We start from the raw sequence: 14251 nt of genomic DNA, 5'->3' as shown, positions 1-14251 counted from the left end.
GATCTGGCCGGTCGCCCTCCGCACGGTCCAAGAGTCCAGGCAATCGTCACCGCAGGCAGCACGGCCCTCTCACGTGGGCGATACCCCGTCTCCGCGAAGCCCACAGGACACCGAGACCGCGGGTGGTGGCCAGATTCCAAGAACCGCGGATGGTGACCAGATCCCTGAGATCCCGCGTGGTGGCCAGATCCCTGAGACCCCGCGTGGTGGCCAGATTCGCAGAACCGCGGATGGTGGCCGGATCCATGAGACCGGGGGTGGCCGGGATTCTGACCCGGGGGGTGGCCAGATCCACGGAGCCCGCAGAGGGCAGATTCACAGAGACCGCGCGGGCCAGATCCCCTGGGACCGCAACTCGTGGCCTGCTTCACTGGGACCGTGGCTGTGACCTGGGACGACGCCGATCACCTGGCGCGCGAGTTGATCGCCCGTGAACCCCTCTTCGATCAGCCCGACTTCATCTGGGACGAGGAATCGTTCGAGGCAGAGATCGCCCCCGATTTCACCGAGGTGGGAGCATCGGGAAAGATCTACACCCGCGAGGCGATCAAGGCCGTCGTGCTCGGCCGACTTCTGGGCACCCACCCCATCTCCCTGGTTGGCGGCTACCGGATCGTGGACCCGCATGTCGTTCCGCTGATCAACGGTCTCGTCCACGTGCGATACACGCTGCATGCCCAGGACCGAGTCACGCGGAGGACCACCCTCTACCGCTACACGGGCCGCGCCTGGCAGGCGGTCTTTCACCAAGGGACGGTGGTCGCCGGCGCACGCCCTCTTCCGCCTGACCGGCCGAACCCCGCTGACGCGGGGAGGACCTCACCCCGGATGATGAGCCACCAGGTTCCCTCGGTGAACGAACCCAACGGGCTGCCCCGGCACCCTCCTCATCCACCGCGGTCAGGACGCCTCGCCCCACGCACCAATGTGGGAGGCGAACTGGCTGATCAACTCGGGCACGGTGGACCGCATGAGCCGCGCCACCGCGTGGTGATCGGCGCGCACAACGCCGTCGCCCCAAGCCAGAAGAAGTGCAAGGTCGTCCGCGAGTTCCGGGTGGAGCTCTGCCCATCGGGCGGCCCCCGTGGCCCGGTCCGTGGTCCAGATCGCGTCGTGGACGCTCACCATGCCGGCCACGGCGAACAACGACTTGCGACCGATCCTCCGCGCCAAGGCAGCGATCTCATCGGGGCGATCATCGCTGAGGGAGCCGACTGCCGCGCTCCAGCGGGTCACAACAGCGGCGAAGTCACCGTTGAATCCCCGAGCGGCCCGCGCATCGCCCCTGAAGCGCGGCAGCGATGCGGCCGGGTCCGGACCCGAAAGCCAGGCGCAGTAGTGCTTGAGGAAGATCCGATTTCCGTAGCCTGCGTCACCGTCCGTGAGGTCATCAGGCGACCACGCACCGATCGCCACCTCGCGGGTGACGGCTGCGTACTCGCTCGACAACTCGCGGCCCAGAAGGCGTGCGTGGGTCGGGTCCATGCCTAGAGCAACCACATCGACGTCAGAGTGACCCACCCTCGCGCGTCCTGTGGCGACGGACCCGTAGACGTAGACCGCCACGTCGTCATCCACGGAGTCGCCGATCGCGTCGAGGATCGGCTGGAAGCACGCTTGCACCTGGCGCGCGTCGACGCCCGTCTCGATGAAGCCGGCAGAGTCCAATCGCTCCAGTGGGTCGCGCACGGCTGCTCCTCATGGGCGTCGGGCCAGATCGGTGTTGGCCAGATGGGTGGTGACCAGGCGGCAAGCGTGCCAGAAGCGATCCGCTCCTGCCGCCGACCGCGCTCCGACTCCTCACGCCTTCAGGCGTGGACGCACCAGACTGTTAGTCTCCTTGTTGAGACCTGATCGCAACAACGAGGACCGCTATGTCCCTGCGCCGCACCCTGACGGCACTCACCGCCGTCGCAGCACTCGCGCTGTCCGGTTGCGCCCTCACCACGCCCTCAGGACCCGGCTCGGCCAACGTCACTGACCCAGCCGGCAAGAATCCCTCCTCCCTGGTCCTCGCCGACACCCTCGAGCTCGGCGGCTTCAACCCGGTCTCCGGCTACGGAGAACTCGGGACGTCCCCGCTGTACGACGGCCTTCTCCGCCTCGACAGCACCGGCGACGACAAGCTCCCCGCGCTCAAGCCTGCCCTCGCAGCCAGCGAGCCGACGCTCGAGGCCGACCACACGACCTGGCGCGTGAAGATCCGCCGGGGCGTCACCTTCCACGACGGCACGACGCTCGGTCCCGAGGACGTCGTCGCGACCTACCGCGCGATCCTCGACCCGCGCTCGGCGTCCCCCCTCGCCTCGACGCTCGACATGGTCGCCGGCGTCCGCGCGGATGGCGACGACGTCGTCTTCAGCCTCAGGTATCCCTACTCCGATTTCCCGACGCGGCTCCTCATCGGCATCGCACCGTCGGAGAAGCTGACGGGCGGCCCGTCCGATGAGTCGTCCCTCAACACGCAGCCGATCGGCACGGGCCCCTACAGGCTCGCCCGGCTCAGCCCCGACGAGGCGACCTTCGACGCCAACGCCCGCTACTGGGACGGCGTCCCGCAGGTCAGTCGCCTCACCGTGGTCCGGGTCGCCGACGACAACACGCGCGCCCAGCGGCTGCTGGCCGGCGACCTGGACGGCGCCCAGCTCCCGCCCCTGCTGGCCCACACCTTCGCCGGCAAGGACGGCTGGACCGAGGTCGCGGTGAAGTCCGCCGACTGGCGGGGTGTCTCGCTACCCAAGAACAGCGCCTTCGCCCGCGACCCCGCGGCCCGCATGGCCATGAACCTCGCCGTCAACCGCGACGCGATGGTCTCCCAGGTGCTCGGCGGCGAGGGCATCCCCGCCTTCACCCCGGTCTCCCCCGTCTACGGGGACGCCTACGATCCCGGCGCGACGTTCCCCTTCGACCGCGCCCGCGCCGAACGCCTCCTGGACGCCGCCGGCTGGACCAAGGGCACTGACGGCTTCCGGCACAAGGGCGCCGACGTCGCCCGCTTCACCGTCGCCTACCGCCCCACCGACATCGTCCGCCGCGACCTCGCCACCGCCTTCGCCGCCGACATGCGCGCGATCGGCGTCGACGTGCAGCTCGAAGGTCTCGACTTCGCCGCCATCGAACCCCGCCGCGAAGACCTCGGCATCCTGCTCGGCGGGGGCGACAAGCCGTACTCGCTCGACAGCCAGCTCTACGGGCCCCTGCACACCCGCGTCCCGGGCGCGTCCACCTGGGACAACCCCGGAGACTTCTCCTCCCCCCGGCTGGACGCCGCCCTCGAGCGCGCCCGCCGCAGCACGGACGCCGCCGAGCGCACCGCCGCCTACCGTGCCGTGCAGGCCGACTACGTCGAAGACCCGAGCTACGTGATGTTCGCGTTCCTCCGACACACCTACGTGATGAAGGACGACGGCTGGCAGCCGGGTCCATCCGTGACCGAGCCACACAGCCACGGCGTGAGCTGGGGTCCGTGGTGGAACCTCGCCGGCTGGCGCCGCTCGTGAGGACGCCGTGAGCACCTCGGCGACGAACGCCCGGACGCCCGGACGCTGGGTGCGTCGCCGCCGCGAGGTCGGGGTGCTGCTGGCCCGGCGGGCCGCGGTGTCGGTCCCGCTGCTGATCGTGGTGTCGGGCGTGGTCTTCCTCCTCGCCGCGATGTCCCCGTTCGATCCGCTGGCCGGCTACCTCGGGGACCGCTACGAGCGGGCGACCCCGGCCCAGCGGGCCGAGCTGGAATCGGCCCTGGGCCTGGACAGGCCCTGGTGGCAGGCGTGGCTTCTGTGGGCGTCCGCCCTTGTCAGAGGCGACCTGGGGACGTCCCGCGTGTTCGCCCAGCCCGTCGCCCAGGTCATCGCGGAGCGGCTCCCGTGGACGATGCTTCTCTCGCTGAGCGCCTTGGTGCTGGCGCTCGTCCTGGGATTGACGCTCGGCCTCCTCGCCGGCCTGCGCCCCGGCAGCCTCCTCGACCTCGTCTGCACGGCGGCGGCCGTGATCGTGCAGGCGGTGCCGCCGTTCGTGCTGTCCCTCGTCGCGATCACCGTTCTCGGGCTCGGCCTGCGCCTGCTGCCGATCGGCGGGGTGGCGCCGCCTGGAGAGCCGCTCACCGCAGCCACCTTGCTGCGGCACCTGGTCATGCCCGTGACGGTGCTGGCGATCTCCCAGACCCCGTGGCTTTTGCTCAGCTCCCGGATGTCGGTGCGGCAGGCGCTCGCCTCCGACCCCGTCCAGGCCGCCGCCGCCCGCGGGCTCCCCCGCCGCGTCGTGGTCACCTCGCACGTCCTGCCGGTCTCGCTGGCGCCGCTGGTGAGCGTCCTGGGCGCGCGGCTTCCCGAGCTGATCGTCGGCGCCGTGCTGGTCGAGGAGATTTTCTCCTGGCCCGGCATCGCCGCCGCGCTGGTGGCGTCCGCGCAGCAGTTGGACTTCTCGCTGCTGGCCGTCCTCACGCTCGCCTCGACGCTGCTCGTGCTGCTCGGCTCCGCGCTGGCGGACGCCTGCTACCTGCTGCTGGACCCGCGGGTGAGCGCCGATGCGTGAGCGCACGTGGCAGGACGCCGGGCGGACGGCCCCGCCGACCCCCGGCGATCCCGCCCGCCGCCTTCCGGGGTCGACGACCGTGACCGTCCTGGCCGGCGTCGTCCTGCTGGCCTACGTCGTCCTCGTCCCGCTGCTCTGGCCGGAGGCGTCGTCCCAGGCCAGCCTCTCCCGGGCCCGCCTCGCGCCCAGCGCGGCCCACTGGTTCGGCACCGACTACGCCGGCCACGACCTGTTCGTCCGGGTCGCCCAGGGGCTGCGCGTCAGCCTGACCATCGCCGTGCTGTGCGCCCTCATCGCCACCGTCGCCGGGCTGGCGGTCGGGCTGACCGCCGCCGCGCTGGGCGGGCGCACCGACGCGGTCCTCATGCGCATCAGCGACGCCGTCAACGCGCTTCCGCACCTGTTGCTGGGCATCGTCCTGGTGGCGCTGTTCCGGGGGTCGCTGACCGCGATCGTCGTCTCGATCGCCGTCACCCACTGGCCGCAGGTCGCGCGCATCGTCCGCTCCGAGGCGCTGACCACCCGCGCCGCGGAGTTCGTCGACGCCGCCTACCTCGCCGGGGCGTCCCGCTGGCAGGTGCTGGCCCGCCACCTGCTGCCCGCCACGTTGGCCCAGGCGTCCGTCGCCGTGGTGCTGCTGGTGCCGCACGCGATCTGGCACGAGTCGACGCTGTCCTTCCTCGGGCTGGGCCTCTCCCCCGACCGTCCGTCGCTGGGCACGCTGCTGCAGCAGTCACGCGGCGAGATCCTGCTGGGCGGGTGGTGGAGTCTGGCGTTCCCCGCCCTGGCGCTCGTGGTGGCGACGCTGGTCGTCTCCGGGCTCGCCTCCGCCGCCCGCCACCGCTGGGCTCCCCTGGCGGACGAGGCGCAGGTGCGCTGATGCTCGTCGACGTCGCGGGCCTGACGCTGCGCCTCCCCACCCGGGTGGACGGTCGGCGCGCCTGGGTGCATGCCGCCACCGACCTCTCGCTCACCCTTCAGGCCGGACGCCTCCGCGCGCTCGTCGGGGAGTCCGGCTGCGGCAAATCGATCCTGGCGTCCGCCCTGGTGGGGATGCTCCCGCACGGCACGCGCGCGTCCGGCACCGTGATCATCGACGGCACGGACGTCTCCGGCGCCCTCACCAGCCCGCGCGCCGCCGTCTGGGACCGTCTCCGCGGCCGCGTCGTCGGGCGCGTCCCGCAGTCCAGCGCGACGTTCCTCACCCCCACTCGCACCGTCGGAGCCCAGCTCGCCGAGACGGTCCGTTGGCTCGACGGCCCCCTCCCGCCGGACGCGCTGGCCCGCCGCGTCCGGCTCCCGGAGCCGGCGCTCGACCGGTACCCCCATGAGCTGTCCGGGGGCATGGCCGGACGCGCCGCCGTGGCCTTCGCCCTCGCCGGCGACCCGCGCGTCCTCGTTGCCGATGAGCCCACCGCCAGCCTCGATCCCGAGCTCACCGAGCACGTCCTGGGCCTGCTGCGCGGCTGCGCCGACGAGGGACGCGCCGTGCTGCTCATCACCCACGACCTGCAGTCCCTCACCACGACGGGGGTCGCCGACGACCTCAGCGTCGAGTACGCCGGACGCCTCGTCGACGACGGCCCCGCCGCAGGCCTGCTCGCCCACCCGACGGTCGACTACACCCGCGCGCTGGTCGCCGCGTTGCCCGCCAACGGGTTGCACGCGGCGCCGGGGATGCCGCCCGCCCTGACCGACCTGACGGACGGCGTCCGTTTCGCCGACCGGCTCAGCGAGGCGGCGCGATGACGCTGGAGGCGCGGCGCGTCACGGCGGGCTACGGGGGCGCCCCGGTGCTCGAGGACGTCAGCATCGCGGTCGAACCCAGCCGCATCGTGGGTCTTCAGGGGCCGTCCGGCTCGGGGAAGTCGACGCTGGCGCGCGTGCTGGCCGGGCTGCTCGCCCCCGCGGCGGGTGAGGTCACCCTCGACGGCGTCCCGGTCGAGTTCCGTCGCGGACGCCTGAGCGGTCGGACGGCGATGCTGTTCCAGTCCCCGCGGCGCTCGTGCAGCGCGCGGCGGACGCTGGCCCAGATCATCGCGGAGCCGCTGCACGCCGGGCGCGTCCGGACGACCCGCGCGGCGGTGGCGTCCCTCGCCAGCGAGGTGGGCCTCACCTCCGACCTCCTCGGACGCTTGCCCGCCCAGGTCAGCGACGGTCAGCTCCAGCGCGCGGCGCTGGCCCGCGCGCTAGCCCAGGACCCGCGCTACCTGATCTGCGACGAGGCCACGGCCATGCTCGACCCCATCAGCGCAGCCGTGATCGCCCGGCTCGTCCGGGCCCGGGCGGAGGCGGGCCTGGGCGTCCTCGCGATCAGCCACGATCGGGCATTGCTGGAGGCTTGGGCCGACGAGGTCACCACCCTGGACGCCCGGCGCTAGGCGTCCCCGCCGGGCGTCTCACCCTCGGTCAGCCGGCCGCCGGGGCCACGGCCCGGACGGTCTGGACGGCCTCGGCGTCCACGACGATGCCCATCTTCTCGAAGGCGGTGTTGAAGATCGTCAGCCCCTCGAGCCCGGGCATGCGCGCGACGGACTGGTCGAGCTTGTCCAGCGCTTCCTTCTGCCCGGTGAACAGGTAGGTCATCACGTAACGCACCTCGTCGTCGTCCATGATGCCGGAGCCGACGGGGCGCCACGCCTTGCTCATCAGCAGCCGGGTCAGCTTCGGCGCGGACTCGGAGCGCTCCAGCGCCGCGCGGGCCTGCGTCGTGTAGAACGCGACGTGCCGGGTCTCCTGCTGCGCGATGCGCTGCAGCAGCGGCGAGAGCGCCGGGTGAGACATCATCTCGGCGAGCCGGCGGTAGGCCGCCACGGCCGACAGCTCGTTGGCCGCGCCCCACGTCATGTGGACGGCGATGAAGTCGTCGCCCACCAGGTTCGAGCCCGCGGACTGCTTCAGGGTGCTCAGCGCGTCCTGCCAGCCCAGCTTCATGCGGCGGGCCTTCAGCTCGTCGTAGTCGACGATGATGCCGTGCTGCTTGAGGACGGCCGAAAGAGCCTCCCCGTGCCAGAACTCCTCGCGGTTCCACGTGGTCATGAACCCGCGGGCGTCCTCCTGGCGGTGCGAGCGGGTGACCAGCAGGTCACGCAGGTAGCAGGTCGTGTGGTACTCGACATCGCACATGTAGCGCAGGACGCGCAGCGTTTCGGCGTCCAGCGGGTGGCTGTCGAAGGCGTCGAAGTCGAGGTCTTCCCACGTGACCCGCTCCGAGGTTTCGGCGAACTTTTCCAGATCAAACACTATGACGGTTCCTTCTCGTGAGCATGCCGGGGGTGGCGGGCGGCGCGGCGGACCCGTCGGGCCCGGCGCCGGGGATGGCGTGGCTGGGACGCAGCAGGTCGCGCACGGCGCGCTGAGCCTGACCCAGCGCGGCGCGGGATTCGGGGGTGGCGAAGATGCTCGACAGGGCGCGCCGCTCGTCGGGGTCGGGGACGCCGACGACGCGCAACGGGTGCCAGCCGGTCAGCAGCTGCCACCGGGTGAGGTTCGCCTCCCGGGACGACCGCGCCACCCGGGCGGACGCCTCGAGGGCGAAGAAGCGGATCATCTCGTCGCGGCGATCGGCCACCTCGGCGACCACCCGGGCGGCCTCGCCGTCCAGCCGCGGCAACAGCGCCCGGTAGGCCTGCTGCAGGGACGTCTCCTGCAGCGCCAGCTTGGCCATCTGACCGCCGGTCGAGGCCTCCCCGATGATCGACGTGACGACGGGCACGACCATGGGCATGACGCGCTCGATGTAGCCCTCGTGCAGCTTGGCCCGCACCGACTGCTTGGCGCGGGGCTCGGGGAGGTCGCCGGTGGCGATCATCAACTCGCGCGTCGCGCGGGCGGTCCAGAATCGCTCGTACGCCCACGTGGCGATGAAGGCCGTGATGCGGGCCTCCTTGGAGGTCCAGCTCGCCAGCACCGCGCGGGCCTCCGACAGCGCGGCGGCGTCGAGGCGCCACAGGAAGGCCAGGTCGTCGCGCACGCCGGAGTCGAGGCCCTGCTCGGCGACGGCGTCGCGATCGATCGGGATGCGCCCCCGGGCGGCCCTGGTGTAGGCCTCGACGTCGAAGTCGGTGAACAGGATCTGGGAGTTGTCGGGGTCGGAGAACAGCCGGCCGCGATCGCCGAAAACCTCGCGGGGGATGCCGGGTGATTCTGCCTGCTCGTTCCTGGCGTTCGCTGCTGTGTCGACAAAAGTGTGGGAGGACGCCATGACCCCGACTCTACCCATCCGGGAGGCACCGTCCTAACCGCCCACCGAGGTTTGCCAGGCGGTCGGGACGCCGCGCTCAGCCGTTCCATAGCCGGGTCGGGACGCCGCCGCGCTCAGTCGTTCTCGAGCCGGGCCAACACCTCGAACCCCTCAGCCGCGGCGTCGGCCTCGAGCTGCTGCGTGTTGCGGCTGTTCACGCCCAGCAGCACGGTGCTGTGCTGCCCGTCGCCCCGGTAGACGGCCAGGTGCATGATGTTCGCGCCGTGCTTGGCCGCGATGGCTCCGAGCCGGGAGAGGACGCCGGGGGCGTCCGGGGCCTGGATCGTGAACCGCGTACCGGGGTCGCGGAAGCCGAGCACCTCGATGAACGCGTCCAGGATCGCGCTCTCCGTGATGACGCCGACGAGCGTCCCGTCGTCGACGACCGGCAGCATCTCGATCTTGTTGTCCCGCATCAGCACGGCGGCCTCCTCGAGGAGGGCGTCCGAGCTGATCGTGATGGGGTCGCGCGTCATCACCTTCGCGACCCGCAGCTTGGCGAGCAGGTAGGTGATCTCCCCGGCGCTGAACGTCGTCGCCTGCGACGGGGACGCCGCGGCGATGTCGCTCGGGGCGAGGACGCCGACGACGCGGCCGTCCTCCACCACCGGCAGGTGCCGCACGTGCTTGTCCTCCATCAGCTCCACTGCCTCGGGGAGCCGGGTCTGCGGGGTCACCGTGTACGGGTTCGCGGTCATCCGCGTCTTCACGAACATGGCCTCAGCCTCCCAGGTACGCCTTCTTGATGTCGTCCGTTTGCGACAACTCCGCGGCCGTACCGCTCATCACCATGGTGCCGGTCTCCATGACGTAGGCGCGGTGGGCGACCTGCAGCGCCATGTTGGCGTTCTGCTCGACGAGCAGCACCGTCGTCCCCTCCGCGTTGATGTCGGCGATGATGGAGAAGATCTCCTGCACCAGAAGCGGAGCCAGGCCCATGGACGGTTCGTCCAGCAACAGCACTTTGGGCCGGCTCATCAGCGCTCGTCCCATCGCGAGCATCTGCTGTTCGCCGCCGGACAGCGTGCCGGCCAACTGGCGACGACGCTCCCCCAGCACGGGGAACCGCTCGAACACGTTCGTCAGGTCGGCGGCAACGCCGGCGCGATCCCGGCGCAGGTAGGCGCCGAGGTCGAGGTTCTCCGACACGCTCATCGCGGGGAACACGCGGCGTCCCTCGGGCACCTGGCACAGCCCGCGCTTCACGCGGTCCTGCGCGGACAGCTTGGTGATGTCCTTGCCGTCCAGCGTGATCCGTCCGCTGGTCGGCTTCTTCAGCCCGGACGCTGTCCGCAGCGTCGTCGTCTTGCCGGCGCCGTTCGCCCCCACCAGGGTCACGATCTCCCCCTCGTCCACCCGGAGCGAGATCCCCTTCAGGGCGTGGATCCCTCCGAAGTGGACGTTCAGGTCCTCGACCTCAAACATCGGCTTCCTCTCCGAGGTAGGCCTCGATGACCTTGGGATGGCGGCGCACCTCATCCGGCGACCCCGACGCGATCACGACGCCGTGGTCGAGCACGTAGAGCCGCTCGCAGATGCGCATCACGAGGCTCATGTCGTGCTCGATGAGCAGGATCGAGAGCTTGAACCGCTCCCGCAGCGACGTGATGAGGTCGGTCAGCTGGGAGGTCTCGGCGGGGTTCATGCCCGCGGCGGGCTCGTCGAGGAGCAGAAGCGTGGGCTCGGTCGCCAGAGCCCGGGCGATCTCGAGGTGCCGCTGATCGCCGTAGGACAGGTTGCGTGCCTGCGCCCCGGCCTTGTCGGCCAGGTTCATGATGCCGAGCAGCTCCATGCTGCGGTCGACGATCTCGACCTCGGCCTTGTGGAACTTCGGAGTGTGGAACATCGCCGCGAACAGCCCGTACGGCACGTTCGCCTGCATCGCGATCTTGACGTTGTCGAGGACGGAGAGGTCCTTGAACAGCCGGATGTTCTGGAACGTCCGGCCGATACCGGCGGCGCAGATGCGGTGCGGCGCCATGCCCCCGATGTCGCGCGTGCGGTCGTCGCGGGTGAACTCGATCGCGCCGTGGCTGGGCGGGTAGACGCCGGTCAGCAGGTTGAACACCGTGGTCTTTCCCGCGCCGTTGGGGCCGATCAGGCCCACGAGCTCGCCGCGCCGGATCTGCAGCGACACGTTCGAGACGGCGGACAGGCCGCCGAAGTTACGAGTGACCTTGTCGACGCTCAGCAGCGTCTCGCCGGCCCGGTCGGCCTGCTCGGACGCCGCCGGCCCGGACGCCTGCGGTGCGGGGTGCGCCATCTAGACCACCTCCTCGTCGTCGTCGCGGCGGATGGCGGGAGCGGCGGACGCCGTCGCGACCGCGGGCTCACGGCGCCGGAACCGGTTGAGCACACCCAGGCTGACCTCGCGGGAGCCCATCAGCCCCTGCGGCCGGAAGATCATGATCACGACCAGCGCCAGCGAGTAGATGATCATGCGCAGCTCGGGGAACGGCTGCAGCGCCGTCGAGATCAGGGCCAGCAGGATCGCCGCGATGATCGAACCCGACAGGCTGCCCAGGCCGCCGAGCACCACGATCACCAGGATGTCGACGGACTTGAGGAAGCCGAAAAGGTCGGGCTTGATGAAGTAGAAATAGGACGCGTACATGCCGCCCGCGATGCCCGCGAAGAACGCCCCGATCATGAAGGCCAGCACCTTGGAGCGCACGGTGTGGACGCCGATGGACTCGGCGGCGATCTCGTCCTCGCGCACCGAGATGCAGGCGCGGCCCTGCGAGGAGTGCAGGAAGTTCGCGATGATCCACACCGTCGCGACGGTCAGGAAGAACATCCAGTTCCAGTCGAGGAACGCCGGGATGCCCGACAGGCCGGCCGCGCCGTTGGTGGCGTCCTGGTTGAGCAGGATGATGCGGATGATCTCGGCCATGCCGAGCGTGGCGATCGCGAGGTAGTCGCCCCGCAGCCGCAGGGTGGGCAGCCCGACGAGGAGGCCGACGAGGGCCGCCAGGACGCCGCCCCCGAGCAGTCCGCCGACGAAGCCGAGGACGGACGGCTCCGCCATCGTCACCATGGCGCACGTGTAGGCGCCGATGGCCATGAAGCCGGCGTGCCCGAGCGAGAACTGGCCGGTGAAACCTGTGATCAGGTTCAGGCTGACGGCCAGCACGATGTTGATGCAGATCGTGGCCATCGTCGCCAGGTAGTAGTCCGTGACGATGCCGGCGTTGATCAGCACCAGCACGATCGCCCAGGCGGCCAGCAGCGGCACCGCCTTGACCAGGAAGGAGACCAGGCCCTTCTTCATCGGCTACACCTTCTCCTTGACGTTCCTGCCGAGCAGGCCCGTCGGCTTGATGATCAGGATCGCGATGAGGATGCCGAAGACGACGGCGTCCTTGTAGAGCGACTGACCCGCCGCCGAGACGAACGTCTCGACGCCGCCGATGAAGAAGCCGCCGATCAGCGCGCCCGGGATCAGGCCGATGCCGCCGAACACGGCGGCGACGAAGGCCTTGAGGCCGGGCAGGATGCCCATGAGCGGGTTGATCGAGTTGTAGTAGACCCCCACCAGGACGCCCGCGGCCCCGGCGAGCGCCGAGCCCAGGGCGAAGGTGAACGAGATCGTGTTGTCGACGTTGATGCCCATGAGCCGGGCGGCGTCGGCGTCCTGGGACACGGCCCGCATCGCCCGCCCGACCCGGGTGCGCCGCACGATCAGCTGCAGGATCGCCATCAGCAGCAGCGAGACGCCGATGATGAGTACCTGCTGGTTGCCGACGGTGACACCGCCGACCTGGAAGGAGCCCGTGAGGTAGTCCGGCAACGGCGGGTACGACCGCACCGCCGCCCCGACGAAGAACATCATCGTGTACTCGAGCAGCAGCGAGACGCCGATCGCCGTGATCAGCACGGCGATGCGCGTCGAATTGCGCAGCGGCTTGTACGCCACCCTCTCGATGACCACGCCCAGCACCATGCAGATCACCATGGCGATGAGGAGCGACTCGAAGAACCCGAGCCGCAGCGTGGTCATCGAGAAGTACCCGACGTAGGCGCCGACCATGTACACGTCGCCGTGAGCGAAGTTGATCAGCTGGATGATGCCGTAGACCATCGTGTAGCCGAGCGCGATCAGGGCGTAGATGCTCCCCAGCGACAAGCCGTTGATGACCTGTTGCGCGAACTCTCCCACGGGCCGTTCCCTTTCCTGTTGCGAACGCTCGGGATCAGGACGCGACCTTCTCCGCCGTGGACTGCTGGCCGTTCTTCATGCCGATGACGACGATCGTCTTCACCGGGTTGTGGTTCGCGTCCATGCTGAACGAGCCGGTCACACCCGAGAAGTCCTTGGTGTCGGCCATCGCGGTCTTGATCCCCTCGGCGTTGACGTCGGAGGCCCGGTTGGCGGCGTCCGCCACGAACTTCGCGGTGTCGTAGCCGAGGGCGTTGAACGCGCTGGGCTCGGTGTTGTACTTCGCCTTGAAGTCGCTGATGAACTTCTGGACCTTGGCGTCCTTGTCGAGCGAGCTGTAGTGGTTCGTGAAGTACACGTCGGTCAGCGCGGACGCGCCGGCCAGCTGCAGCAGGGTGGGGCTGTCGAAGCCGTCGCCGCCCAGGATCGGCGCGGTGATGCCCTGCGCGCGGGCCTGCTTGATGATCAGGCCGGCCTCGTTGTAGTAGCCCGGCAGGTAGATGACGTCGAACTTCTGGCCCTTCGCGCGGGTGAGGATCGCGTTGAAGTCGGTGTCGTTGGTGACGTAGGCCTCTTCGCCCACGATCTGGCCGCCGGCCGCGGTGAACGTCTTCTTGAAGTTGTCGGCCAGCCCCTTGGAGTAGTCGCTGGAGTTGTCCTTGATGATCAGCGCGCTCTTGGCGTTCTTCTTCTCGGCCGCCCACTTCGCCATCGCGGTGCCCTGGAAGGAGTCGTTGAAGCACGTGCGGAACGCGTACTCCTGGACGCCCTGGGCGCCCACCGTGACGTCGTCGGCGGTCGCAGACCCGGAGACCGCAGGCACCTTCGCCCGCGTCGCGACGGGGATCTCCGCCTTGAACGCGCCGGAGGTGGCCGGGCCGATGATGGTCAGCACCTTGTCGCTGCTGGTCAGCTTGCTGGCCAGCGTCGTCGCTTCGGCGGGCTCGGACTTGTTGTCGTACTTGACGAGCTCGATCTTCTTGCCCTTGACGCCGCCGCCGTTGTTGATCTCGTCGACGGCCATCTCGATGCCCTGGACGCTCGCCTGGCCATAGGTGGCGACCGGACCGGACAGCTCGTAGTTGAGGCCGACCTTGATGGTGTCGCCGGCCGCATTGCCGCCGCCCGCGGCTCCTCCACCGGCACAGCCGGCCAGCATCGTCAGCCCCATCGCTGCGGCGGCCAGCATCGTCGCGGTTCGCTTCATCGTTGTCCCTCTCCTGGAAGAACCGGGGGTTGACCACGTCGGCACCACCGCGTTGTCAGGCATACGACGCGGCCCCGGGGGCCCGGTGGCCGAAACCTAGTGCAGCGCCGTG

15 protein-coding genes are annotated in these 14251 nt (G+C 70.2%); 5 read left to right on the top strand and 10 right to left on the bottom strand.

Annotation, left to right across the window (positions count from 1 at the left end; genetic code table 11):
• Positions 1-315: 315 nt before the first annotated feature.
• Together BN1187_RS14275 and BN1187_RS14270 are read right to left on the bottom strand one after the other, a co-directional pair.
• Positions 316-657 carry a hypothetical protein gene (locus BN1187_RS14275; RefSeq protein WP_157754756.1) on the bottom strand — a complete coding sequence of 114 codons (342 nt, stop codon included), beginning with the start codon at positions 655-657 and terminating at the stop codon, positions 316-318.
• 243 nt (positions 658-900) lie between these two features.
• Positions 901-1689, bottom strand: a complete 789-nt coding sequence (locus BN1187_RS14270; protein WP_040160631.1) for a nucleotidyltransferase domain-containing protein — start codon at positions 1687-1689, stop codon at positions 901-903.
• A 185-nt stretch (positions 1690-1874) separates the two neighbouring features.
• Here BN1187_RS14270 and BN1187_RS07660 point away from each other — a divergent pair, with 185 nt between their 5' ends.
• Genes BN1187_RS07660 through BN1187_RS07640 form a run of 5 tightly spaced genes read left to right on the top strand, consistent with a single transcriptional unit; the run spans position 1875 to position 6911 of the window.
• Complete coding sequence (locus BN1187_RS07660; RefSeq protein WP_040160629.1) at positions 1875-3500, top strand: ABC transporter substrate-binding protein; 1626 nt, start codon at positions 1875-1877, stop codon at positions 3498-3500.
• 7 nt (positions 3501-3507) lie between these two features.
• Positions 3508-4530 (top strand): ABC transporter permease, encoded by a 1023-nt coding sequence (locus BN1187_RS07655; RefSeq protein ID WP_052462487.1) that lies wholly within the window; start codon positions 3508-3510, stop codon positions 4528-4530.
• Positions 4523-5410, top strand: coding sequence for an ABC transporter permease (locus tag BN1187_RS07650; protein WP_082034595.1), 888 nt, complete (start codon positions 4523-4525; stop codon positions 5408-5410). The genes BN1187_RS07655 and BN1187_RS07650 overlap by 8 nt, the downstream gene beginning before the upstream one ends.
• On the top strand, positions 5410-6279 hold the full coding sequence (locus tag BN1187_RS07645; RefSeq protein ID WP_040160627.1) for an ATP-binding cassette domain-containing protein: 870 nt from the start codon (positions 5410-5412) through the stop codon (positions 6277-6279). The genes BN1187_RS07650 and BN1187_RS07645 overlap by 1 nt, the downstream gene beginning before the upstream one ends.
• A complete protein-coding gene (locus BN1187_RS07640; RefSeq protein ID WP_040160625.1) occupies positions 6276-6911 on the top strand; it encodes an ABC transporter ATP-binding protein in 636 nt (211 codons plus the stop codon). The genes BN1187_RS07645 and BN1187_RS07640 overlap by 4 nt, the downstream gene beginning before the upstream one ends.
• A gap of 28 nt (positions 6912-6939) precedes the next feature.
• On the opposite strand, the gene BN1187_RS07635 is transcribed toward BN1187_RS07640, so the two are convergent.
• The 8 genes from BN1187_RS07635 to BN1187_RS07600 form a co-directional block, all read right to left on the bottom strand.
• Complete coding sequence (locus BN1187_RS07635; RefSeq protein ID WP_218184606.1) at positions 6940-7773, bottom strand: ferritin family protein; 834 nt, start codon at positions 7771-7773, stop codon at positions 6940-6942.
• Entirely contained in the window at positions 7766-8734 is a 969-nt protein-coding gene (locus tag BN1187_RS07630; RefSeq protein ID WP_052462485.1) for a hypothetical protein, read from the bottom strand. Before BN1187_RS07630 ends, BN1187_RS07635 begins: the two co-directional genes overlap by 8 nt.
• A gap of 113 nt (positions 8735-8847) precedes the next feature.
• Positions 8848-9489: a CBS and ACT domain-containing protein gene (locus tag BN1187_RS07625; protein WP_040160622.1), complete on the bottom strand. Its 642-nt coding sequence runs from the start codon at positions 9487-9489 to the stop codon at positions 8848-8850.
• 4 nt (positions 9490-9493) lie between these two features.
• Complete coding sequence (locus tag BN1187_RS07620; protein WP_040160620.1) at positions 9494-10198, bottom strand: ABC transporter ATP-binding protein; 705 nt, start codon at positions 10196-10198, stop codon at positions 9494-9496.
• Positions 10191-11036: an ABC transporter ATP-binding protein gene (locus BN1187_RS07615; protein ID WP_082034594.1), complete on the bottom strand. Its 846-nt coding sequence runs from the start codon at positions 11034-11036 to the stop codon at positions 10191-10193. The genes BN1187_RS07620 and BN1187_RS07615 overlap by 8 nt, the downstream gene beginning before the upstream one ends.
• Positions 11037-12044 carry a branched-chain amino acid ABC transporter permease gene (locus tag BN1187_RS07610; RefSeq protein ID WP_052462484.1) on the bottom strand — a complete coding sequence of 336 codons (1008 nt, stop codon included), beginning with the start codon at positions 12042-12044 and terminating at the stop codon, positions 11037-11039.
• A gap of 3 nt (positions 12045-12047) precedes the next feature.
• The gene (locus tag BN1187_RS07605) at positions 12048-12932 is read right to left on the bottom strand and encodes a branched-chain amino acid ABC transporter permease (RefSeq protein WP_040160618.1); all 885 of its coding nucleotides are present in this window, start codon (positions 12930-12932) and stop codon (positions 12048-12050) included.
• 34 nt (positions 12933-12966) lie between these two features.
• Positions 12967-14139, bottom strand: a complete 1173-nt coding sequence (locus BN1187_RS07600) for an ABC transporter substrate-binding protein (RefSeq protein WP_040160615.1) — start codon at positions 14137-14139, stop codon at positions 12967-12969.
• Positions 14140-14251: the final 112 nt, after the last annotated feature.

It is taken from the genome of Nigerium massiliense, from assembly GCF_000826085.1.
GTDB classification, from domain to species: Bacteria; Actinomycetota; Actinomycetes; order Propionibacteriales; family Propionibacteriaceae; genus Propioniciclava; species Propioniciclava massiliense.
The sequence above is the reverse complement of the archived record's forward strand: the minus strand, read 5'-3'. Positions and strand labels throughout refer to the sequence as shown.